Origin of the sequence: Mucilaginibacter terrenus (assembly GCF_003432065.1) — a bacterium.
Classification (GTDB): Bacteria; Bacteroidota; Bacteroidia; order Sphingobacteriales; family Sphingobacteriaceae; genus Mucilaginibacter; species Mucilaginibacter terrenus.
The window spans coordinates 83,813-108,806 of sequence record NZ_QWDE01000001.1; the positions used below are offsets into that span (position 1 = coordinate 83,813).

The following is a 24,994-nucleotide window of genomic DNA, read 5'->3' on the forward strand; positions in this document are numbered from 1 at the left end:
TTTTAAGCGGGTTAACCCTTTTTTTAACCCCCATTTTAATACATCCCCATCTATACTTGCTTGCCGGTTAAAGGAGGACTTACCAATTACTTCTTTGCAAACCGGCATCAAAAACCAATTATAACCAACAACCTATGGATGAAAATTTTACCAATTATGGTGTACACCCCCGTGGTATACGCTATGGTGTGAAGATGGGGAGGGCGGTGCAATGTTGCATTATATCCGTCTTGCTGGTACTTCTATGGAGTACATCCTTTGCACAAACAAACACTATCACCGGGAAAGTGTCTGACAATGCCGGTCCGCTGCCCGGCGTTACCGTTAAAGTTAAAGGGACAAACACCGCTACTGTAACAGATGTAAATGGCAAGTACACCATTGCAGTAAGTTCCGGTCAAACATTGCAATTTTCCTTTTTAGGGTACGCAGCGCAGGAAGTCCCTATTACTAACCAGCCTTCAGTTAACATCACACTAACGCAAGCATCCTCTACACTCAATGAGGTTGTAGTAGTAGGTTACGGTACACAAAAGAAAGTTACGGTAACAGGTTCTGTTGCCACCGTAAACAGTAGCGAGATAGTAACCACCAAGAACGAGAACGTGCTGAACTCGCTAACCGGTAAGGTAGCCGGTTTACGCGTTACGCAAAACTCAGCTGAACCGGGCTCCTTCGACAACTCCTTCAGTATTCGTGGGTTTGGCGATCCGCTGGTGATCATAGACGGGGTACCACGGGATAACATCACCAGGCTTGACCCAAATGATATCGAAAGCGTGTCAGTACTGAAAGACGCTGCGGCTGCTATTTACGGCGTGCGCGCGGCAAACGGTGTAGTCTTGGTTACTACCAAAAAAGGTAAAAAAGGATCAATGGAACTTAACTACTCCGGTACGTATGGTTTCCAGGTACCATCAGGCTTGCCGAAGCCGGTTGAAGCAATTGATTACATGACACTGGTGAATGAGCAGCTATTGCATAATGTGAACGGTGGCCAGGTAAAATATTCTCAAGCCGATTTTGACGCTTACACCAGCGGCCAGCGTGTAACTACCGACTGGTATACGCCTGTAATTAAGAATAAAGTACCCCAGTCACAGCACAATTTAAATGCTATTGGCGGAAGCGAAAATACCAACTACTTCATCAGTGCGGGTATAACCAATCAGGATGGTTTTCTTCGCAGCGGCGACCTTAACTATAAGCGTTACAACCTACGGTCGAACCTTTCTGCTAAAGTAAATAAAAACCTTACGGTAGATGTGAACCTGAATGGTACTATGGATCAAAAGAACCAGCCTTACCAGGATGCGTGGTGGATAATTCGTTCGTTCTGGAGACAAGTACCTACACAATCTATTTACGCAAACAACAATCCAGATTATCTTAATGTTGGCCAGGTTGACGGCTCTAACCCGGTGGCACTTGCTGATGCCGATGTTGATGGATACCGGGTTTATAACAACAAGTGGTTCCAATCGCAGCTTTCGGCTACGTACGTGGTGCCCTTCGTACCAGGGCTTAGCGCTAAGGGGTTGTTTAGTTATGACTATTACAGCTCCAGCAACCGCATCTACCAAAAATCTTACAACCAGTATAACTACGATGCAAATAGCGACAGCTATCAGGCTGTGCCAAACCAAACACCTGCTACTTTCCGCAGAGAGTTTTTCGAGCGTCCGGGCACGCTAATGCAATTGTCGCTTAATTACGACCGTAGCTTTGGTGATCATAGTTTTACGGGCTTATTATTATATGAAGAGAATAACCGCCAGCAAGATAATTTCTATGCACAGCGTGAACTCTCTTTAGCTGTAGATCAACTATTTTCAGGAAGTGCCCAAAACCAGCTAGGTTCTGCAAACTCCGGCGATATATATAACTACACCAATAAGTCTGTTGTAGGTCGTATCAACTACAATTACAAAAGTAAGTACCTGGCAGAATTTAGTTTTCGTAACGATGGCTCCTCAAGGTTCTCGCCTTTGAAACGCTGGGGATTTTTCCCGGCCGGTTCATTAGGCTGGAGAATATCTCAGGAAGGATTCTGGAAAAATTCAACAGCGCTATCATTCATCAACGATCTGAAATTAAGGGCATCTTATGGTAAAGTAGGGGATGACTCCGCACTGGCTTACCAGTTCCTTACAGGTTACCGCTACCCTGCAAATGGGTCTAACAACCAGCTGCCTCCGGGTTCAGTGTTCGACGGTACGTTTGTTAATGGTACTGAGAATCTGGGTATAGCTAACCCTAACCTTACCTGGTTCAACGCCGAAACTTACAATATCGGTATGGACTTGGAAGCATGGAACGGCCTATTAGGTGCTACCGTCAACGTTTTTCGTCGTGACCGCACCGGTTTGCTTGCAACACAAATATTGAATTTGCCAGGCGTTGTTGGTGCAGACCTTCCGCAGGAGAACTTAAATAGCGATCGCACTCAGGGGTTCGAATTAGAGCTTAGCCATCGCAATCATCTCGGTGCGTTTAGCTATTTCTTAAGAGGTAACGTATCATGGGCACGAACCCAAAACCGTACGGTTGTGCAGTCTCGCTTTGGCAACTCTCAACTAAACTGGCATAACAATCAAAACAATCGCTGGAATAACATTTATTGGGGCTACGGCGAAGGTGGAAGGTACACCAGCTATCAGGATATCCTGAACAGCGGACAGTTTGTATCTCGTAATGCAGTAGTGGGTGATTATATCTACGAGGATTGGAACGGCGACGGGCAGATCAACAACGACGACGTGCACCCGATAGCTTACAACAGCGCGCCATTAACCAACTTTGGTTTAACACTTGGTGGCGCTTACAAAGGGTTCGACTTCAATACCGTGTGGCAGGGTGCAAGCGGTGTAAGTGTTTCTTATCAGGAACAGTTGAACATACCTCTTTGGGGTGGTGGCAGCGCGTTGGGTATGTTCCTGGACAGATATCATCCGGCAGATGCAAATGCTGATCCTTACAATCCTAATACAGTTTGGATACCTGGTAACTACGCGCTTACTGGTACCACTGCAGATGTAAACTCCATGTTTAACATTCAGGATGCCAAATACATCAGGCTAAAATCTGCCGAACTGGGTTACAGCATCAGTTCAGGTTTTGCGAAAAAGATAGGCATTAAAGGTGCCAGGATATTTGTGAATGGCTACAACCTGCTAACCTTCACCGGGGTTAAGTACCTGGACCCGGAACATCCTTCCAGCACTTATGGGTACCTCTACCCACTTAACAAAACTTACTCACTTGGCGTAAATGTTAAGCTATAACATCAACAACATGAAAAAGACCATATACATAATCATATGCTTTTTGGTGTGCTTTACAACAGCATGCAAAAAGCTGGATGTACCTCCTATCAATATCATACAGGATAAAGACGTATTTACTAGCACCGGTGGCATACAGGCCTACATGGCACGTATTTACAGCCAGTTGCCGATAGAAGATTTCCGTTATTCACCGCAGCGCGGCCTAAATTTCTTCTGGATCATCAGTCCGTTCCCGGCCGTAACAGGCGAAGCATTAAGCCGCGATCAGAATGGTGCCATGCAGGAGAACGTGGGCGAATCGCCATGGAGTGATTGTTATAAGCTGATTAGGGATGCTAATTACTTTCTGGAGAATATGCCTAAGTATAAAAGCACTTACAGCGATGCTCAGGTTAACGCTTGGTTAGGCGAGGCACGTTTCATACGCGCACTTACGTACTTTGCGCTGGTAAAGCGCTATGGAGGTGTACCGCTGGTAGATAAGGTGCTGGAATATCCAACCACCAATGTTGAGGATCTTAATATAGCTCGCGCATCAGAGGAAGCTGTTTACGATTTTATAGCAGCCGACCTTGACTACGCATACACCAACATGTCCGAGTCTAATCAGTCTGGCCGTGCCAACAAGTATGCAGCGGCAGCTTTTAAATCGCGGGCAATGCTTTACGCCGGCTCAATAGCTAAATACAACACAACAACGTTGGTTGATGCAGCGGGCAACAGGGTATGTGGTATACCTGTCAATAAAGCTGTTACCTATTTTAAAGCCGCTTACGATGCAGCTTTATTAGTGGCACCGAAGTACAGCCTGTATAAAAAAGCCTGGGCAGCTGGCGATAAGGAAGCTCAGTTTCAAAACTATGTAAACATGTTTTTTGATGAGACAAGCCCGGAGAACGTGTTTGTAAAAGAATACCACTATCCTGAGTCTGTTCACGGGTACGATGCTTACAATGTGCCTCGACAGCTGATGGGTGCGAACGGGTATTCTTCGGAAGTGAACCCTACGCTAAATTACGTAGAGCTGTTTGACGGATTGCCCAGGAACCCCGATGGTACAATCAAAACTACAACAGCCGGCAAATATGATTTATATTCCAATACCATGGACCTGTTTGCCAATGCCGAACCAAGGCTTCGTGCAACCGTGATACTTCCTGGTGATCAGTTCAAGGGACAGAGTATAGAAATTCGTCGCGGTATTTACACAGGGCCATCAAACGGCGGTATCAGTCCGCTGCTTCCTCCTGGTTCTACGTCTAATTACCCAACAAGTAATATTGTGCAATCATCTAATGCCAACCAAACTCCATATAAGTTACCTGATGGTAGCACACTTAATCCTGCTGGCTTAAGCGGCGTGTTCACCGGTGATGGTACATGTGCTATTTCAGGTTTCTCTATCCGTAAATGGCTTGTGCCAGATAAACCAACATCAGAAGTGCTGGAAAACCGTTCTGACCAAACCTGGATCGAAATGCGTTACGCTGAAGTATTGCTAAACCGTGCCGAAGCAGCCTTTGAACTAAGTAGTTTAGGCCAGAACGATAAAGATTACCAACAGGATGCCTATATGGACATCAACCAAATTCGTGAAAGGGCGGGAGCTACCTTACTCACAGGGCCCGGCCAGTTAACAACAGATATTATCCGTAAAGAAAGAAGAAAAGAACTTGGTTTTGAAAATAAGATATGGTGGGATATGCGCAGGTGGAGAACTGCTGATAAAGAACAAAACTCGACTATATATCGTGTGTTGATGCCATTTTACTCGGCGGCTGACAAAAAGTACTTTTTTGATGCGCGAACCGATGAGCGCAACGTTCGGTACACCTTTGATGTACGTTGGTACTACGAGGAGATACCAGGCGGTGAGATACAGAAAAGCCAGAAGTTAATACAAAACCCAGGTTATTAATTGCGTAAAAACATGAAGAAGATATTATATGCGATAGCTGTATGCGCCATTACCCTTGCGGGAAGCTCATGCAAGAAACTTGACAATTACGATTCGCCTAACGAAACACTTACAGGTAGCGTAATAGATGCTGGCACAGGCAAAACCCTACAAACCGAAAATGGTGGCGGCGGCACCCGTATCAAATTACTGGAGACCAGCTGGAGTGATAACCCAACGCCTTTCTATATTTCATCAATGCAGGATGGTACGTTTAACTATACAAAGCTATTCCCCGGTACTAATAAGATAAGTGCCGAAGGCGCATTTGTACCGATGGTGCAAACCGATGGAAGTGGCGCTACGACGGTTGATAAAAGCCAGACCGTTGAGATAAAAGGCACTACAACCGTTAATTTTTCTGTCGACCCATTTTTACGTATCGAGTGGGTAGGAGAGCCAGTGCTTAACAATGATGGAACGGTAACTGTAAACTTTAAAATTACAAGAGGTACTAATGATCCTGCTTTTCAGCAGAATATAACTGATGTGCATCTGTTCTTGAATTCTAACAAATTTGTGGGTAATAACAATTATGACAATCGTTATTCGCCGCAGATAGATTTCAATGGATCATCTGCAAACGCGCAACTGGGTCAAACTATCTCCCTAACCACAAAGGGAGGACCACTACCAACCAAGCGCGACTATTTCCTGCGTATAGGTGCAAGGACCGATTACGGCTTGAAGTACTACAACTACACAGATGTGAAAACGATAAGTGTTCCTTAAGAAATATCTGATCTGCTTTTTCCCGGAGGACGCGTAAGCACCTCCGGAGAACTGGCTTAAACTACACCTATGAAAAAGATTCTCCTAAGCATTGGCGCAATAGCATTATCTGCTGGCGTTTATGCACAACCAAAAACTGCTGCGCTACCTCAAAAGACTGCGTTCCAAACCAGCAGCCCATGGATTCCCCAAATAGACGTACGATCGGACATCGCTATCGTTTATGGCGTGAACGATAGGCCCGGGATGACCTTTGAGCAACGTGTACAATCCTGGCGCGACCACGGTTACCAAACACAGTTCATGACGGGTATTGCCTGGGGCGAATACAAAGACTATTTTCTCGGTAAATGGGATGGTATCAACCACTTAGGCGTAGGCCAGGTTACCGTTAAAGGTGATACTATTTTTCATGGAAAGGATATGCCCTATGTGGTGCCGGTGAAATCGTTTGTCGAATACATGAAAACCGCGGTAATAAAAAGGGTTATAGACGCGGGTATAACTGACATCTTTTTAGAGGAACCCGAGTTTTGGGCGAGAGCCGGTTATAGCGCGCCGTTTAAAGAAGAGTGGCAAAAGTACTACGGATTTCCATGGAAACCCCAGCACGAATCTGCAGAAAACACATATTTATCCAGTAAACTCAAGTACCATTTATATTACGAGGCGATTAAAGAAACATCTAATTACGCCAAGGCTTACGGCAGGAGCAAAGGCAAAAGCATAAAAGTTTACATAGCCACCCACTCACTGGTAAATTATTCATCGTGGCAAATTGTTAGTCCGGAGGCGAGCCTTGCATCGCTGCCTGGTATAGATGGCTACATAGCACAGGTTTGGACAGGCACCTCCCGCGAGCCGACTTTTTACGACGGACAAAAGAAAGAGCGCGTGTTCGAGAACGCTTTCCTGGAATATGGTTCAATGGTGTCTATGACGGCTCCTACCGGTCGTAAGATGTACTTCCTGACGGATCCTATTGAAGATTGGCCGCGCGATTGGGCCGATTATAAAAAAAATTACCAGGCAACATTTACTGCCAAACTGCTATACCCGATGGTTGCAGATTACGAAGTAATGCCATGGCCGGAACGTATTTACACCCACCCGTATAAAGTTGCTAACAGCAACGAAAAGGTATTAATACCGCAATACTATTCCACTCAAATGCAGATAATGGTGAATGCGCTTAACAGCATGCCAAAATCACCTACTCGTGTCAGCGGAGTAAACGGAATTGGTGTGTTGATGAGTAACACGCTGATGTTTCAGCGGTTTCCTACTCATAACGGCTACGATGATCCCCAGTTCTCTAACTTCTATGGGCAGACACTGCCGTTACTTAAGCGCGGCGTGCCGGTGCAAACCGTTCACATGGAAAACCTGCAGTATGCTGCTACTTTAAAAGGTATCAAAGTACTGGTGGTAAGCTATTCTAATATGAAGCCGGTTTCTGCCGATGTGCATGCGGCTTTGGCTAAATGGGTGAAAGCGGGTGGTGTGCTTATTTACTGCGGCCGCGACGACGATCCTTATCAAACTGTGATGGACTGGTGGGATACAAAGGGTAACAAGTTTACCGCGCCCTCTCAACACTTATTTAAGCTAATGAACATCAATGCTGCATCAGCAAAGCAGAAGTACAGCTACGGTAAAGGTACGGTATACATCATCAGGCAAAACCCCAAAGAGTTTGTGCTGGATGCCAACGCCGATCCGAAATTCATCGATGTAGTGAAAGCCGGGTATGAACAGGACGCTAAAGCCGGTACGCTGCTGTTCAAAAACAGTCTTTACCTCGAAAGAGGGCCTTACGACGTAGTGTCTGTAATGGATGAGAACGCCGACAGTAAGCCTTACAACATTAAAGGGCCCGTGATAGATCTGTTCGATCCACAGTTGCCGGTGTTAGCCGAAAAGGTGGTAAACCCTGGCGAGCAGTCGCTGCTGTATAACGTGAACCGGATCGTTAACAAAACAAAACCACAGGTGCTGGCCGCTGCGGCACGCGCTTACGAAGAAAAGGTACAAGGCGCCAGGTACTCTTTTGTGGTGAAAAGCCCAATACAAACCCTGAACAGTATGCGTGTACTATTGCCCGGGAAACCCAATGTTATCAAGGTGACAGACAGCAAAGGGCAGCCGGTTGCTGATGTAAAAACGTCCTGGGATGCATCGTCCAAAACCGTGTTCCTGGGCTTTGCAAATGATCCTGAAGGAATAAAGGTTGAATTAAGTTGGTAAACTTTTGAGGTTGGTTTAAGTGCGGCCACTGCTACCATACACGGGCTTACCTGTGTATGGCTAGTATGGTCGTAAATACTATAACCGTCTACATCTATATAAATGAAAAGAACACTTTTAATTGTACTTGCTTTGCTGCCATTGTTGTCATCGGCACAAACCAACACCGCTAGCCTTGCCGATCTGGTAAATCCGTTGATGGGTACTGATTCCAAGCCCTCATTATCTAATGGGAATACGTACCCGGCAATTGCTTTGCCCTGGGGCATGAACACCTGGACACCACAAACAGGCAAGATGGGGAGTGGCTGGCAATACACGTACAACGCCGACAAGATTGTCGGCTTTAAGCAAACACACCAGCCTTCACCCTGGATGAATGATTATGGTCAGTTCTCCATCTTTCCGGAAGTTGGCAAGATCAAGCTGGAAGATGCTGAACGTGCCAGCTGGTTCTCGCATAAGGCAGAGGTATCCCGGCCTTATTACTACAGCGTGTACCTGGCAGACTACGACATTACCACAGAGATTACACCTACGGAGCGTGCGGCAAGTTTCCGGTTCACGTTCCCAAAGAGTGACAGCTCACACATTGTGATCGATGCGTTTGACAAAGGTTCTTATGTCAAAATCATTCCTGGCGAAAACAAGATAGTAGGTTATAGTACACGCAACAGCGGTTCTGTCCCTGCAAATTTTAAAAATTACTTTGTCATCTACCTTGATAAACCGTTTACGGCATCGGCCTGGCATAATAAAGATGTTGACGAAGGTAAGCTGGAGTATACAGGCGATCACGCAGGGGCTGTGCTCAACTTTAAAACCACTAAGGGCGAAAAGGTTCATCTGCGCGTTGCATCATCGTTCATCAGTATAGAGCAGGCCGAACTTAACCTCAAGCGCGAGATCGGAACCGAAAGTTTCGCATCCACCCAACAAAAAGCGAAAGACACCTGGAACAAAACGCTGAGCCGCTTGAAAGTGGACGGCGGCACTACCGACCAGATTAGAACTTTTTACTCCTGCCTGTACCGGATGCTGTTTTTCCCGAATCGGTTGTACGAGTTTGATGCTAAAAACCAAATTGTACACTACAGCCCTTACACCGGGAAGATTACACCCGGGTATATGTTTGCAGGTACTGGTTTTTGGGACACGTTCAGGGCGTTATACCCCTTCCTAAATCTGGTTTACCCATCCATGAGCAAAGAAATGCAGGAAGGCCTCATCAACGATTACAAAGAAGGCGGCTGGCTGCCCGAGTGGAGCAGTCCGGGTTATGCAGATATTATGGTTGGTAACAACTCTGCTTCTGTTGTAGCAGAGGCTTACCTGAAAGGCGGAAGGGGATATGATATTAACACCTTATATCAAGCCCTGCTACATGGTGCCAATAACACAGGTCCGGACGCTACAGGCCGCAGAGGAGTGGAGTTTTACAACTCGATCGGCTATGTGCCATACGATGTAAAGATTAATGAGAACGCAGCACGTACGCTCGAATATGCTTATGACGACTTCGCGATCTACAAATTGGGTAAAGCACTTGGTCGGCCTGCATCTGAAACTGAAATCTATCGGAAACGAGCAACGAATTATAAAAATCTGTTCGACCCGCAAACCGGGTTGATGCGCGGCAAAAATAAGGATGGCAGTTTTGCAACACCTTTTAATCCATTTAAATGGGGCGATGCTTTTACCGAGGGAAACAGCTGGCATTACACTTGGAGCGTTTTTCATGACGTACAAGGTATTATCAACCTGATGGGTGGTAATCAAAAATTTGTAACTAAGCTCGATTCGGTATTTACATTGCCGCCCGTGTTCGATGATAGCTATTATCACTCAGTGATTCACGAAATACGAGAGATGCAGATTGCAGGTATGGGCCAGTACGCACATGGCAATCAACCTATACAGCACATGACGTACCTGTACAATTACGCAGGCCAGCCCTGGAAGACACAACAGCACGTTCGTGATGTGATGGATAAGATGTATAAACCGACTCCTGACGGTTACTGCGGCGACGAAGATAACGGCCAAACCTCCGCATGGTACGTGTTCTCTGCAATGGGCTTTTATCCGGTAACTCCCGCAAGCGATCAGTATGTCATTGGTGCGCCGTTGTTTAAAAAAGTAACACTTATCCTGGAGAATGGTAAAACTATCAACATTAACGCGCCTCAAAACAGTATCGACAACCGGTATGTAAACAGCCTTAATGTTAATGGTAAACCGTACACCTATAATTGGTTAAGCCACTCCGCATTGCTGAAAGGTGCTGTACTCAACTTTGGTATGTCGTCTCAGCCTAACAAACAACGCGGTACCAAGCCAACCAACGCACCTTACTCACTCACAAACGATAAATAAATTCATCTATCTATGAGAAAAGTACTTTATATTTTTGCAATAAGCATGTTTATTACAGCACTAGGGTGCAGTAAGGGAAACGAGGGCACTAAACCAGCAGGGGATAAGCCAGTTAATCCACCACCTGTTATAACACCAACCAGCTTCACTGCCGCTGATGCAACCGCTGCTTATACCGCATTTAACCGTTACTTCTACGATGCATCAAAAAAGCTCTATTATGGCAGTACCAGGCGGGATGGTGTAGCAGCTATTTGGACACAGGCCATTTACTGGGACATGGCCATGAACGTATACGAGCGTACCAAAGATCCAGCGCAACTGACCATGATCAACGACATTTACCAGGGTAATTATAACCAGTACGATGGTTATAACTGGGATAATACCACTACCTGGTTCATCTACGACGATATGATGTGGTGGGTAATGGCGCTGGCCCGTGCCAAACAGCTTACGGGTAACGACGTATACCTGCAAAAAGCAAAATCTGGTTTTGAACGAGTATGGAATGGCTCATACGACGCGGTTGATGGCGGCATGTTTTGGGATTTTAAGCATAGCGGCAAAAACGCTTGTATCAACTATCCAACCGTAATAGCGGCAGTGCGCTTGTACAAGCTTACCGGCGATGCAACTTATTTAACTAAAGCAAAATCTGTGTACGCATGGGCTAAAGCTAACCTAATGGATGCCAGCGGCCGTATAGCCGACCATAAAATCGGCAACAACCCGGCAGGTTACGAAGATTATACCTATAATCAGGGTACTGCTATAGGTGCTGCGGTTACGCTCTTTAAAGAAACTAATGACCAAAGTTATCTAAACGATGCGAAGCTTGTTGCCGATTACACCAGGAACAAAATGGGCACCAATGGCCTGTTGCCTGCTGAGGGTGACTTTAATGAGCAAGGAGTGCTGAAAACGATCTTCGCCCAATATATTATGCAGCTGATAAATGATGGTGGCCAACCGCAGTATATGGATTGGATACAAACCAACGTGAACACAGGATGGAAAAACAGGGATACCGAACGCAATTTAACTTTTCGTAACTACGCTATCCATTGCCCAACCGGAGACATACAATCTTACGAAGCCAGTAGCATAGTAACCTTTATGCAGTTGGTACCGCCAAAACAATAACCAGACTCTACAATACCTATCTATAATCGGGCGCTTCCATTTGGAAAGCGCCTTTGTTGTAAAATTCGGAGTTGATAAAGTAATTGCAGTTAACGGCCTCTATGTACTAGCTGTTAAACTCGCCAAAATGCCACAGCACTCCTGCCGGATCGTGCACAAAACACTCGCGGCCCCAATCCAGTATCCTCATAGGAGTAAGCTTTACTCCGGGATATTTCGAAGGTAGGTCAAGAACAACCAATTCGTCCCAAAAGCGGCTTACATCATCTACCTCCAAAAAGATCATTGTATTTTCGATCCAGTCTTTTTGATAGTAGTCCTGCAGGTAAAAGGCCATTGCCCCGGTTTTAAATACTGACATGTTGGGGGAAATGACAAATTCCTCGAAACCGAGATCGCGATAGAAGCTGCGTGATGTGTTGAAGTCTTTTGATCCAATGAAAGGCCGGAGTGACTTAGCTTTATGTTCCATATGATTAGGCGTATTGCGCAAATTAGCAGATAAACATCTTATCTGCATAACTACTATGCTTATCAACAATAAAAATAGTTGCGAAAATCAACAAATAAACTAAAAGTTAATAAAGTTTCAAACATCGTTTGCGCTAGCGTTGTTATTCTACATTATTAATCTAACTATAGTAGCTATGAGCGAGTCAGTAAGAACAACCGATCACAAGAAAATTCAGAAATGGGCTGAATCACGCGGTGGCGTGCCGGCTAAAATAAAGGATACAGGTAAAGATGACGCGGACGGCGTACTACGAATACACTTTCCAAAGAATAGCGACAATGACGACAAGTTTGAAGAAATTAGCTGGGAAGACTTCTTCGAGAACTTTGACGACAACAAACTCGACTTTTTATACCAGGACAAGAAAGCTGATGGAGAGCAAAGCACCTTCCACAAATTTGTAAACAGGGAGTAAGTTAAAGTAAGAGTCAACTTATAAAGGGCTAAATTCAGCCCTTTATAAGTTGACTCATTTGGATAGCTTAGATTTGATACATACCTTGAAAGTTAAATGTTACTTAACAGCAAACAGGTAATGTAATTGCAGGTTTAAGTGTAATGGAACTTACCACTCAAATTACCTGGCTTTTTTTGCTCGCTATACCTATCGCCTGCGTTGCGTGGACAGTAACCCACGAGGAAGTATTTCGCGAACCACGCGACTACTGCATTAAACAAACAAAAGACAAGCGCAGCCTGCTTGCTCGCAAGTTTTTTTATCTATTTACCTGCGAATATTGCTTTAGTCACTATGTGACTTTTTTCTTTCTTTTTATAACTAAGTTCCATTTACTCCTGCCTGACTGGAGGGGATACCTTATAGCAGGTTTTGCGCTGGTTTGGATAGCCAACGTTTACATGAGTCTTTTTGGACTGCTGCGGCAGAGCATAGTAGTTGAAAAAGCCGAAGCTGCCATTCTTAAGAAAGAAGCTGAAGAAGCTAAGTAGTTCTTATCTGCCGAGTGCAAACGATGCCTGCACACGTACAGTATAGCCGTTTGATGATGGCAGCTCCCTGATAGCTGCCGATGGCGCGACATTGCTGCGTGTTGCGTAGAAAATAGGCCCGCCGCATACCGAAAAGCTAAGCCTGGAACCCACAGGCGCAACGTTAAGCGATGGGCCAATCAGTAACTTGGCTCCGCCCTCCGCCTCTTCCTGATCCCAAAAACCTTCAAGGTCTTGCCCTACAGCTTCAATACCTGCAAAAAAAGCACCCTTTATCCGGTGGTGAAAACCAACGCTGCTAATAAGATCTATATTATCTCTGTTCTTGTCAAAAGCTTTTTCAAAACGCATATTACCTCCAATCTTCCATGATGCTGCATCAAATGACACTGCCAGTCTGCTAAATAAAGATTTTACGTTCGACCAGTCACGGCTGGCGCCCAGGCCCAGTCCTACGCGCGGTCCAAAAGCATTACGGCCACCTAAAACGTCGCGCAGTACTTCTACCTGCTGGTAACTGTTCACACCGCCCGAACGCGCAAAGCCGAGCGATGCATTGGCGAACAGCGTAAACCTGTTGCCCAGGTAACCTTTCACCGCTAGCTGTTGGTCTACACCGTTGAACCCGAACGGTGTAACAGCACGTTCACCATAACTTCCGGAATACTGCATGTTCCATTTAGTCATTTCAGGAGTAAGGGTATTTACAGAAAATAAAAACGGTTGTGAAGCAACGCGGCCGGAGCTAACGGTTGGCATTCCGAGGGCAGGTGTTTGTTGCGCTTTAATAGTAACTGTAACCAGCGACAGACAGGATATAAGTAGCAGTTTTTTCATAGCTGCAATAAACATTAACGATGTTAATTGACAGTAAAGAAGATATGAAGGATAGTTAATCTATTTCGAGATATGATAACTAATGTTTGCCTGGAAGATATAATTGCGTATTATTGATTTAATTGTAAACCAGACAAGTATTCCTTATGAAACGTTTCCTATGTATCACTTTCGGCTTTTTGCCGTTGATAGTCGCTGCACAGCGCCCAATGAAGTTGTGGTACAAACAACCTGCTAAAGTTTGGACGGAAGCCCTGCCGCTTGGGAACGGGAGGTTAGGAGCGATGGTGTTTGGCGGGGTTGCGAACGAACACCTCCAATTAAATGAAAGCACCTTTTGGACCGGCGGGCCAATTAAGAGTAATGTGAACCCCGAATCACCAAAGTATCTGGCGCAGGTTAGAGATGCATTGTTAAACAAGCACGATTATAAGGAGGCTAGCCGGCTAACCAAAAAGATGCAAGGACTGTTTACCGAATCTTACCTGCCGTTAGCGGACATTTTTATAAAACAGCAACTAAAAGATACAAACGCAACCAAATACTATCGTGATCTGGACATTACAACAGCTATAGCCAACACTAATTTCACAGCTGATGGGGTGAACTATCATCGTGAGGCTTTCTCCTCATCACCTGATCAGGTAATGGTACTCAGATTAACAGCAGACAAGCCGGGCAAGTTAAACTTTACAGTAAATTCCAGCAGCCTGGTGCATTTTACTTTATTAAAAGAAGGCTCTGGTGAGTTGCGGCTGAGTGGTAAAGCACCCGTTCACGCCGACCCTAGTTATTACAATCCTAAGCGGGACCATATAGTTTATCAGGACACAGCTAAGAGCGCCGGTATGCGCTACGAGTTGTTAATAAAAGCTATAAATGACGGCGGAACTGTTGAAACTAGCAACAATGGGATTGTAGTTAAGAATGCTACAAAGGTAACCTTGCTGTTGTCGGCTGCTACCAGTTTTAATGGTTTTGACCACAACCAGGATAAAGATGAACACCGCATAGCCAGAGAGTATCTTAATAAAGCAGCAGCAAAAGGTTATGAAAGTCTGAGAAAAGCACACATCTCAGATTATCAGAAATATTTTAACCGCGTATCGTTAAACATTGCCCCGGGCAAGCCAACGCCTAATGCCGTATTGCCTACGGATGAACGTATCAACGGCTACACCGCCGGCGCATATGATCCGGATTATGAGACATTATATTTTCAGTATGGGCGTTACCTGCTTATTTCCAGTTCCCGGCCGGGCGGAACAGCTGCCAACCTGCAAGGCATATGGAATAACGAGATGCGCCCTCCATGGAGCTCTAACTACACCATCAATATCAATACGCAGATGAACTACTGGCCTGCTGAGAGCACTAACCTGTCGGAAATGCACCAGCCATTGTTCGGGCTGATAAAGGAACTGGCTATTACTGGCAAGACTACGGCAAAGCAGTTTTACAATGCAAACGGCTGGGTGGCACACCACAATTCCGATATCTGGGCGCAATCAAATCCAGTGGGGGACGTAGGCAATGGTGATCCCAAATGGGCGAACTGGGCTATGGGTGGCAATTGGCTTTGCCAGCACCTTTGGGAGCATTACCAGTTTACCCGGGATCGCGACTTTTTACAAAAACAGGCTTATCCTATAATGAAAGAAGCCGCATTGTTTTGTTTTGATTGGCTTGTGGAAGACAAAGATGGGTATTTGGTTACAGCACCATCTGTATCACCGGAGAACGATTATATTGACGATGAAGGCCGCCAGGGTGAAGTGTCCGTTGCTACTACCATGGACATGTCCATCATCTATGACCTGTTTACGAACCTGATAGATGCATCAGAACAATTAGGAAATGATGCCGGGTTCAGAAAGCTGTTAATAGAGAAAAGAAACAAACTGTACCCGCTGCATATTGGCAAAGCTGGTAACCTGCAGGAATGGTATAAAGACTTCAAAGACGTAGACCCGCACCACAGGCATGTTTCGCATCTGTTTGGGCTATACCCCGGTAAACAAATTTCGCCGATAGCCACTCCGGAGTTTGCTAAAGCTGCGCTAAAAACTTTGGAGATCCGGGGTGATGACGGCACCGGATGGAGCCTTGCCTGGAAACTAAACTTTTGGGCGAGGTTATTAAACGGCAACCATGCTTACCAGCTTATACGCGAACTGTTGAAGTCCAATTCGGCTGCACAAACAGATATTCATCATGGAGGAGGCGTTTATCCGAACATGTTCGACTCTCACCCGCCGTTTCAGATAGATGGCAACTTTGGCGGTACAGCGGGTATGACCGAAATGTTGCTGCAAAGCCAGTTAGGCGATATTTACATGCTGCCAGCGCTGCCTGATGCCTGGGAAACCGGAACCGTTAGAGGTTTAAAAGCCCGTGGAAACTTCCAGGTAGATATGATTTGGGTCAGGAAGAAGTTACAATCAGCAACTATTTTATCCTTGAAAGGAGGCATCTGCAAGGTGCGTACCTCCGGAAAGATTAATGTAAAGGGGGTTGCTACTAAAGTGGAAAAGACAGATTTTGACTATGTGACTTCATTTGAAACCAGGCCGGGTGTGAAGTATTCTATTACAGCAGTTAACTAGTTAATAGTCCTTCTTGGGCGCCTTTGGCGGTCATCGCTGCCGGTAGGGCGCGGAGGACGATTAGGTGCCGGACGGAAATTACCAGGCTTAGGGCGTGTTACAGCAGGTTCTTCTGTTATCTTTACAGATAGCACTTTACCTGCGAATGAAGTACCATCCAGCGCTTCCATGGCAGCTTCTGCACCGGCACGATCTACCATCTCAATAAAGGCGTAACCTTTACATACCCTTGTTTTTTTATCACGAACGATCTTGAGGGTACTTATATCGCCATATACCGCCACTATCTTAGCCAGTTCAAGTTCTTCAATATCCAGCGGAAACCCGCCGACAAATAATTTTACCATAAGTAATCACTTTAACGGTAAAAGTACCTAAACCGTTTCCACTAATATAACTTTTTTAACTTGGCGCCACAAGGTCTCAAAAATCTGCAGCCGTTAGCTGCTCTAAGAGTGTTCATCTGTTCAACTAATTTTGCATTGCCAAATATTGAACAGTTCCGTAACAGGCTATTTACCAGCAATAACCACACTTTTTCACATCAATAAAAACAGCTATTTTCACCAATATTTGTATTTATCCAAATATTTCTGTATATTGATGCATCTGCTCTTCAAACTTGTTCTACCTGCAACACTCACCAATTACCTGCAAATTATTATCTTGCCATAGCATAGCAGCAGCAAACTGCCTGTAGCTTAGGTGCGCTTACACGCGCAGATCAATTATAAATTATAGATGCAGAGTACCGGTAACATTTTGGAGGTTGTAAATTACTTTAAGTGCTCTGCAGATATACAGTCATGCCGCTCATACGGCTCAGGGCACATTAACGACACGTACCGCCTCATAAACACCGACGCAGACGGACAAGATTACCTGCTGCAACGTATAAATCATAGCATCTTCGGCAATGTGGAGGAACTGATGCAAAACATGAGCAAGGTAACTGCGCATCTTAAATGCAAAATAATTGAACGCGGAGATGGTGATCCTCTTAAAGAGGTAATGACACTTGTGCCGGCGAAAGATGGACGGTTCTTTTATAAGGATGGCGACGGCAATTACTGGCGTATGCTGTATTTCTTAAAAAACACCAAAACCTATGATATTGTGGAAACGCCCAAACAGGCATTTGAAGGCGGTAAGGCTTTTGGCAGGTTTCAGGAGATGCTTTCAGATATTCCGGCAGGGGAGATGTTTGAGGTAATTCCTGGTTTTCACAATATTCAAAAACGTTTGCAGCATTTACAAACGGCTGTTGCGGCAGATGCGTTTAGCCGTGTGAAAAGCGTTGCTGCTGAGCTGGACGTTATTAATGATTATGCTGAGGCAATGCAGTACTTTCAGGCACCAGCTCAGGTGGCAGTATTGCCAAAGCGGGTAATCCATAATGATACCAAGTTTAATAATGTGCTGCTTAACAACAATGATGAGGCGCAATGCGTGATTGATTTAGAAACCGTTATGGACGGCTATGTGGCCTATGACTTTGGCGATGCCATCCGTACCATTATCAACACTTCAGCAGAAGATGAGGCTGACTTGAACAAGATTCAACTTAACATGCCGCTGTTTGTCGCCTATACAAAGGGCTATCTTACATGGGCGGCTAAGTTCTTAACAGTTGCCGAAGTTGACTCTCTTGGAAAAGGCGTTCTTCTGTTGCCTTACATGCAGGCCGTCCGGTTTTTAACAGATCATATTAATGGAGATGTTTACTTTAAAACGAAGTTTGCGGGGCATAACCTGCAAAGGGCAAAGGCGCAGCTGCAACTCCTGAAATTACTTGATGAGTGTTCGGCTGCTATGCAGGAAATAATAACACAGGAGATGAACAACAATTGATTATCTACAAACTCATAATATTTATATATTAAAAACAACACACACTATGGATCGCAGACAATTTGTAACTAATTCAGCCATGGCAATAGCGGGACTAACCATCTTACCTTCCGGATCGTTATTTGCAAAAAATGCAGACATAGTACGGTTGGGTTATATAGGAGTTGGTCTCCGCGGCCGTAACCATATAGGAGAGGGTTTGCTGCGCGATGATGTAGATATTGTAGCCATTTGCGACATACAGGAAAGTTCGCTGAAGTATTGCAGGGAGCAATTTGTTAAAGCACAAAAGAAGTTGCCTGCTGAATACACAGGGGGACTGGATGCTTATAAAAAGCTGCTGGACAGGAAAGATATAGACGGTGTTATTATTGCTACCCCATGGCAGTTTCATAAAGATCAGGCTATTGATGCCATGCGCTCCGGTAAATACGTTGGCTGTGAAGTTATTGCGGGTATAACAGAGCAGGATCATTGGGATATATTGAAGGCCTACGATGAAACAAAGATGCCGTACATGACGCTGGAGAATGTTTGCTACCGCCGCGATGTAATGGCCGCTTTAAACATGAGCAGACAAAAACTTTTTGGAGAACTTATACATCTTGAAGGCGGCTACCAGCACGACCTGCGCGGTATTTTCTTTAACGATGGAAAAAGCTTCTACGGAAAAGGAGGCGAGTTTGGTCCGGGCACCATGGGCGAATCGCAGTGGCGTACACAATGGAATATAGACCGCGATGGCGATATCTATCCAACTCATGGCGCAGGCCCTGTTATGAATTATATCGACATAAACCGGGGTAACAGCTTTGTAAACCTGGTATCGTTCTCAACTAAATCGCGCGGGCTAAATGCTTACCTGGATAAGGTTGCCCCCAGCAGTAAAAATTCAAAGATCAAGTTTAAAAATGGTGATGTAACCACAACTACTATCAGCTGTGCTAACGGCGAAACAGTAACACTTAGTCACGATACGCACCTGCCGCGCCCATATTCTTTAGGTTTTAGGGTGCAAGGAACGGAGGGGATATGGATGGATGTGGCCAACGCGGTTTACATAGAAGGTAAATCAAAAAACACCGACCAGTGGGACAAAGCCAGCGAATGGTTCGAGAAATACGACCACCCGCTATGGAAAAAGTACGAGAAGTATGCCGAGGGAGCAGGGCACGGAGGTATGGATTGGTTTGTATTTAACGGTTTTGTAGAGGCAGTAAAACAGAAGAAACAAACGCCTATAGATGTTTATGATTCATTAACCATGAGCGTGATAACGCCTTTATCTGAAAAGTCTATTGCAGATGGTAACAAGCCGCAAAAGTTCCCGGATTTTACACGAGGAAAATGGAAAGATCGTAAGAACACCTTTGCTTTAGATGACAGTGGTTTCTAATAAGAAGGCATCAATTATGATTGTTCTTCTGAGTTACCGCTTTGGCTGAGTTCTCAATCTGTCATTCTCGCTGCTCGCTCAACAACTTACCCGGTGTTTGAATTGCCGGACAGGAACCACCAACACATGAATTGAAAAATTTTTGTAGTAACGGCAAACCAATTCATATTGACGTAGCTTTGCATCGTCTACCTACGAAGCTTAATTCATGAGAAAGTTTTTGTTGTTTACCCTGATTGGAATAGTCCTTTTAAGCGTTAATGCATCAGCCACAAGCCGGGACAGTTTGCTTAAGGTACTCAGATCAGAGGTTGCTAAAATAAAAACATACGACTGGCAAAAGGATAAGGAAATAGCCGCACTCAGGTTAAAGCTCAACAGCCATAAATCAAGTGGACTAGAAGACAGGTACAACGCTGTACTAGGCTTATTTGAAGCTTTTAAAGATTATCGCTTCGACTCTACTTTCTATTACGCGCAGCAACTCGTATCAATAAGCCGCCAATTAAATGATAGCAGACGACTTGCAGAGAACCGCCTGCGCCTGGGGCGGACACTTATCAGCTCGGGCATGTTCAAGGAAACCTTTGATTGCCTGCGGGAGATTAACCCGGCGGTACTGGACCGGGAGCTTAAAAAATCCTACTACATACTTTACTCCTGGGCCTGGTCAGACCTGTCTAAGTACAACGCAGATCGCTTTTACGCACCCGAAGACCGGGGCAAAAAGTTTCGTTACCTTGATTCGGCCATTGCATTAACAGACAACGGCTCGTTTGAGCAACTTATATTAAAAGCGCAACAAGATCCCGGAGAAGGGCCACATCCTTCCCGCTTTTACATAGAGCTGATGAACCGTAGGTTATCAGAGCATGAGAAAGCAATGGTAGTTACCGGGCTAAGCCGTTATCGTAAGGGGGACGAAAAGGTAAGCCTGCTGGCTATTGCAGCTATAAATGATATCCGGACTTCAACTTACCGGGCGCAGGCCATGCTGGACCTTGGCAACACATTATTAGAGCAGGGTAAGGTAAATGATGCTTATACATTTTTACAACTGGCAATGGAGCAAGCCAACAAGTTTGGCGCCCGTATGCAGCGTTACCAGGTTGCCCGTTTACTCTCGGTTGTATCTGCCGAACGCGACATGATGGCGCAGCGTGAAAGGCAGCGCTTCTTAATAGTTCTTTCATCGGTAATCGTGATTACTATAATTATCGGTTTAGTTGGGTTCATTGTTTTTGTACAGTTGAAGAAAGTACGCGCCGGCGAACTGGTTATCCGTGAGAACAACCGGCTTTTGGCTCAACAGAATACCAAGCTTTGGGAGGAAGGGCGGATAAAAGAAGAATATATTGGCTTCTTTTTCGGCGAGCTCTCCAGGCATATTGTAAAGCTTGACAAGCTGAAGAACAATTTACAACGGAAGGTTAAATCGGGCAGTGTTGATGAAGCACTACGACAATTGGACAAGGTAGACATTCATGCAGAACGGCGGGAACTGTTCCATACTTTTGATCAGATCTTTTTAAAACTCTTCCCGGATTTTGTAGAGGCTGTTAATGCGATGCTGCCCGAAGAGGATCAGCTTAAACCAAAAACGGCAGGAACGCTTACTACTCAACTGCGTATATTTGCGTTAATGAGATTAGGAATTAGCAATAACGAAATGATTGCTGCAATACTGGAATATACCGTTAGTACCGTTTATACCTACCGGTTTCGCCTTCGCTCGAAGGCTTTAATACCCGCAGATGAGTTTGAACAACGCATTATGGGTATCAAACTTGCTGCTGATTAGCCTGCAGGCCTCTGGATTTTTCTCCTTCTTTTTCGTGGTAAACAACTGTTTAATAAACAGTTAATTTTTTATTGTTTTAGATTTTCTTCTGATGGCCTGTTGGTGTCTTGTAATTGCCACGCAGGCGAGCTTACTTGCACTGTAAACCAACTGCTCCGGAGCGATCTGGTGTTATCTACCTCAAAAAATCTTTAAATGAAAAACGCCAACTGTGGAAAGGCGCCGCCTTAAAGCGCCGTGTTTCGCCGGGTCGTATGCAATCGGCTAGTCCCCAATTTATAAACCAATAAAACCATTTTATGCAAAAGAAATTTCTACTTCGTATAAGTACGTTTATGCTTTTTATGATGCTCAGCAGCATTGTAATGGCTCAAAACAGAACCATAACCGGCAAGGTTACCGATGCTGCCGATGGCTCGCCAATGCCGGGTGTAAGCATTGTTGTAACAGGCTCATCAATCGGCACCACATCAGATGTGAATGGTGCTTATAGCTTGAATGTCCCTCCAACGGCAAAAAGCCTAACTTTCACATTCATCGGGTACGCTACCCGTGAGGTACCCTTAACAGAATCAGCAACGCTAAGCGTTGGCCTTTCACAATCCAGTAACACACTAAACGAGGTGGTAGTGGTAAGCGTTGGTTACGGCACGCTGGATAAGCGTGAGGTGTCAAGCGCTATTACGCATGTATCAGGCAGAGACCTGCTTCCTGTATCTGCCAATAACCCGTTAATGTCTTTACAGGGCAAAGTGGCAGGTCTTAACATTACTAATACTTCAAGCGGTGATCCAAATTCATCACCGAGTATACAATTGCGGGGTGTATCGTCGCGTAATGCAGGGCTTAGTCCGCTTTATGTGGTAAACGGCATTCCCGGTGGCAACATTGATAACATCAATCAAAATGATATAGAGAGTATTGATGTGTTAAAAGGTGGCGCAGCATCAGCTATTTACGGTACACGAGGAAGCAACGGCGTTATCATTATTACCACAAAAAAAGGCACTTCACAGTCCCGCATGTTTTATGACGGTTATGCAAGTTTTGATTATGTAACTAACCGCCTGGAAAACCTTTCACCAGAAGAGTTTCTACAAAATCGTGTTCAGAATAAGCAAGGGCAGGATTATGGTGCACGTACCAATTGGCTTGGTGCGGTAACCAATTCGCCGGCTTTCAGCCAAAAGCACACCATGCAGCTTTCCGGCGGATCGGCTAAAACCAACTACTTTGCATCGGCAGATTACCGTAATGCAGATGGTATTGACCTCCGGGCACGCAAAAAAGAATACGGTGCAAGGATAAACATAAGCCACACTACAGACGACAATATCTTTGTAGGTACGCTTAGTATTGCGCCACGGTACATGAATACCAGCAATTCAGATCAGGGTAACTTTAACAATGCTTTGACACTGAACCCAACTTATCCTATTTTCGATGAAACAGGTGCCTATAATTACATCAATACGGGTTTCTTCTCCAACAATCCCGTAGAGAATGGTAAGCTGATAAAGTCTGACGCGGAAATAAAAGAGATTGATGTTAACGCTTCATTAAAAGCTAATATCCTGAAGAACCTGAGCACTACAGTTACGATCTCTGAAATAAGCCGTTCTGGCCGGAACATGAACTTCAGGCCGTCTACTCTATCCAGCATCGTTCATGCTAACAGAACAACCCAAACAAATTTTGCATCGCAGGAACAACAGGAAAACGATCAGAAGAATTTAGAATGGATAGGTAATTATTCGCTGGATGTAAACCGCAATCACTTTAAGTTGCTTGGTGGTTACTCTTATTCCCTGTATAATTACAAACAGTTCTACGCACAGAACTACGACTTTCCTTTCGACATTTATCAGTGGAACAACCTTGGTTCCGGACTATATAACGGCGGTGCGGCAGGGCAGGGGCAATCCGCTGTCGGATCGACCCAAAATGGGTCTACCCTTATCGCTTTTTTTGGAAGGCTGAACTATGATTTTGACAATAAGTATATCCTGACAGGGAGCTTGCGCCACGAAGGGTCTTCTAAATTTGGAGCCAATAACAAGTGGGGAAATTTCCCGGCGGTATCAGCTGCCTGGAGGGTATCCGAAGAAGATTTCATTAAAACTTCAGCCCCATGGATCAGCGATTTAAAGGTAAGGGCAGACTATGGTGTAACCGGTAACCAAGATTTTGGCAACTACCTCTCGTTATTGCTGTATGGCGGCGCAGGTTATTTTCCTTTCAATGGTGTACAATACCAGGTATACGGCCCGTCATCTAACGTAAACCCCGACCTGAGCTGGGAACGCTCTATCAATTTCAACGCAGGTGTAGACTTCTCCTTATTCGATAGCCGGATTAGTGGTTCGATAGATTACTACGTACGAAAGAACAAAGATTTGCTGGGCTATTACAATGTGCCGCTTCCTCCTAACCCACAATCGCAAACGTTTACTAACGTTGGTACCATGAAAAATACAGGTATCGAGGTTACGTTATCCGCAGCGGTAATAAAGCATCGCGATTTTAGCTACAATATCAGCACTGCTTTTTCTTACAACCGCAACAAGTTTATCTCTTTTTCAAACACCTTATACAAGGGAGCAACTTTTCAGGATGTAGCAGGTCTGTCTGCTCCGGGATCTCCAGGCGAAATCCAACGTATTGAAGAAGGGCATAGCATTGGCGAATTTTACACGTTGAAGTCTGCCGGTGTTGATGACTCGGGAGCACTGCTTGTTTACAGAAAAGACGGCAGTATAGTGCCGGCTAATCAGGCATCCAGGGACGACAGGCAATACGTTGGTAACGGTCTGCCTAAATTCATCGGCTCTTTAAGCAATAACTTCCGGTACAAACGCTTTGATTTGAACATATTCCTGCGCGGTGCTTTTGGATACAAAGTGTTTAACACACCGGCGTTCTATTTGGGCACGCCGTCAACCCAGGCTGACGCAAATGTGCTTAAATCTGCTTACGACAGCAACAGCAAGTATTCCAAGCTAAAAAATTCAGCCACAACATCAATCGCGTCTGATTACTTCCTGGAGTCGGGTTCTTTCGTGAAAATTGATAACGTAGCAATGGGTTATACACAGCCTTTAAATACCAAGTACTTAAAATCTGTACGGTTTTACGCAGCCGGCAGAAACCTGCACACGTTTACTTCTTATACCGGAGGTGATCCTGACCTGATAAACAGCAACGGACTTACGCCGGGCGTAAATACGTCGTTAAACTATTATCCATCAACGTTACAATTGATTCTTGGTCTGCAGGCCACATTTTAACATTTAACA

At 45.0% G+C, this 24,994-nt stretch carries 16 protein-coding genes; 13 read left to right on the forward strand and 3 right to left on the reverse strand.

Going from position 1 to position 24,994, the window contains the following annotated elements:
* The first annotated feature begins 134 nt into the window (after positions 1-134).
* The 6 genes from DYU05_RS00390 (at position 135) to DYU05_RS00415 (ending at position 11,745) form a co-directional block, all read left to right on the forward strand.
* On the forward strand, positions 135-3,284 hold the full coding sequence (locus tag DYU05_RS00390; protein WP_117381021.1) for a SusC/RagA family TonB-linked outer membrane protein: 3,150 nt from the start codon (positions 135-137) through the stop codon (positions 3,282-3,284).
* A 10-nt stretch (positions 3,285-3,294) separates the two neighbouring features.
* Positions 3,295-5,205: a RagB/SusD family nutrient uptake outer membrane protein gene (locus DYU05_RS00395; RefSeq protein WP_117382893.1), complete on the forward strand. Its 1,911-nt coding sequence runs from the start codon at positions 3,295-3,297 to the stop codon at positions 5,203-5,205.
* 12 nt (positions 5,206-5,217) lie between these two features.
* A complete protein-coding gene (locus DYU05_RS00400; protein WP_117381022.1) occupies positions 5,218-5,976 on the forward strand; it encodes a DUF3823 domain-containing protein in 759 nt (252 codons plus the stop codon).
* A 69-nt stretch (positions 5,977-6,045) separates the two neighbouring features.
* On the forward strand, positions 6,046-8,223 hold the full coding sequence (locus tag DYU05_RS00405) for a type 1 glutamine amidotransferase family protein (protein ID WP_117381023.1): 2,178 nt from the start codon (positions 6,046-6,048) through the stop codon (positions 8,221-8,223).
* A gap of 102 nt (positions 8,224-8,325) precedes the next feature.
* Positions 8,326-10,599, forward strand: a complete 2,274-nt coding sequence (locus DYU05_RS00410; protein WP_117381024.1) for a GH92 family glycosyl hydrolase — start codon at positions 8,326-8,328, stop codon at positions 10,597-10,599.
* A 12-nt stretch (positions 10,600-10,611) separates the two neighbouring features.
* Positions 10,612-11,745, forward strand: coding sequence for a glycoside hydrolase family 76 protein (locus tag DYU05_RS00415; RefSeq protein ID WP_117381025.1), 1,134 nt, complete (start codon positions 10,612-10,614; stop codon positions 11,743-11,745).
* A gap of 106 nt (positions 11,746-11,851) precedes the next feature.
* Here DYU05_RS00415 and DYU05_RS00420 read toward each other — a convergent pair whose 3' ends face one another.
* Positions 11,852-12,217 carry a VOC family protein gene (locus DYU05_RS00420; protein WP_117381026.1) on the reverse strand — a complete coding sequence of 122 codons (366 nt, stop codon included), beginning with the start codon at positions 12,215-12,217 and terminating at the stop codon, positions 11,852-11,854.
* Between the two features lie 175 nt (positions 12,218-12,392).
* Here DYU05_RS00420 and DYU05_RS00425 point away from each other — a divergent pair, with 175 nt between their 5' ends.
* Both DYU05_RS00425 and DYU05_RS00430 read left to right on the forward strand, forming a co-directional pair.
* Complete coding sequence (locus tag DYU05_RS00425) at positions 12,393-12,674, forward strand: hypothetical protein (protein ID WP_117381027.1); 282 nt, start codon at positions 12,393-12,395, stop codon at positions 12,672-12,674.
* Positions 12,675-12,817: 143 nt separating this feature from the next.
* Positions 12,818-13,207: a hypothetical protein gene (locus tag DYU05_RS00430; protein ID WP_117381028.1), complete on the forward strand. Its 390-nt coding sequence runs from the start codon at positions 12,818-12,820 to the stop codon at positions 13,205-13,207.
* Between the two features lie 3 nt (positions 13,208-13,210).
* On the opposite strand, the gene DYU05_RS00435 is transcribed toward DYU05_RS00430, so the two are convergent.
* Entirely contained in the window at positions 13,211-14,044 is an 834-nt protein-coding gene (locus DYU05_RS00435; RefSeq protein ID WP_133300137.1) for a hypothetical protein, read from the reverse strand.
* Between the two features lie 146 nt (positions 14,045-14,190).
* Here DYU05_RS00435 and DYU05_RS00440 point away from each other — a divergent pair, with 146 nt between their 5' ends.
* A complete protein-coding gene (locus DYU05_RS00440) occupies positions 14,191-16,650 on the forward strand; it encodes a glycoside hydrolase family 95 protein (protein WP_117381030.1) in 2,460 nt (819 codons plus the stop codon).
* Here the strand turns inward: DYU05_RS00440 and DYU05_RS00445 are convergent.
* On the reverse strand, positions 16,647-16,997 hold the full coding sequence (locus DYU05_RS00445; RefSeq protein WP_117381031.1) for an RNA recognition motif domain-containing protein: 351 nt from the start codon (positions 16,995-16,997) through the stop codon (positions 16,647-16,649). The two genes, DYU05_RS00440 and DYU05_RS00445, sit on opposite strands and share 4 nt — an antisense overlap.
* Positions 16,998-17,391: 394 nt before the next feature.
* Here DYU05_RS00445 and DYU05_RS00450 point away from each other — a divergent pair, with 394 nt between their 5' ends.
* The 4 genes from DYU05_RS00450 (at position 17,392) to DYU05_RS00465 (ending at position 24,985) form a co-directional block, all read left to right on the forward strand.
* Complete coding sequence (locus DYU05_RS00450) at positions 17,392-18,501, forward strand: phosphotransferase enzyme family protein (protein WP_117381032.1); 1,110 nt, start codon at positions 17,392-17,394, stop codon at positions 18,499-18,501.
* Positions 18,502-18,547: 46 nt separating this feature from the next.
* The gene (locus DYU05_RS00455) at positions 18,548-19,897 is read left to right on the forward strand and encodes a Gfo/Idh/MocA family protein (protein ID WP_117381033.1); all 1,350 of its coding nucleotides are present in this window, start codon (positions 18,548-18,550) and stop codon (positions 19,895-19,897) included.
* A 208-nt stretch (positions 19,898-20,105) separates the two neighbouring features.
* Complete coding sequence (locus tag DYU05_RS00460) at positions 20,106-21,698, forward strand: DUF6377 domain-containing protein (protein ID WP_117381034.1); 1,593 nt, start codon at positions 20,106-20,108, stop codon at positions 21,696-21,698.
* A gap of 299 nt (positions 21,699-21,997) precedes the next feature.
* Positions 21,998-24,985 (forward strand): SusC/RagA family TonB-linked outer membrane protein, encoded by a 2,988-nt coding sequence (locus tag DYU05_RS00465; protein ID WP_117381035.1) that lies wholly within the window; start codon positions 21,998-22,000, stop codon positions 24,983-24,985.
* Positions 24,986-24,994: the final 9 nt, after the last annotated feature.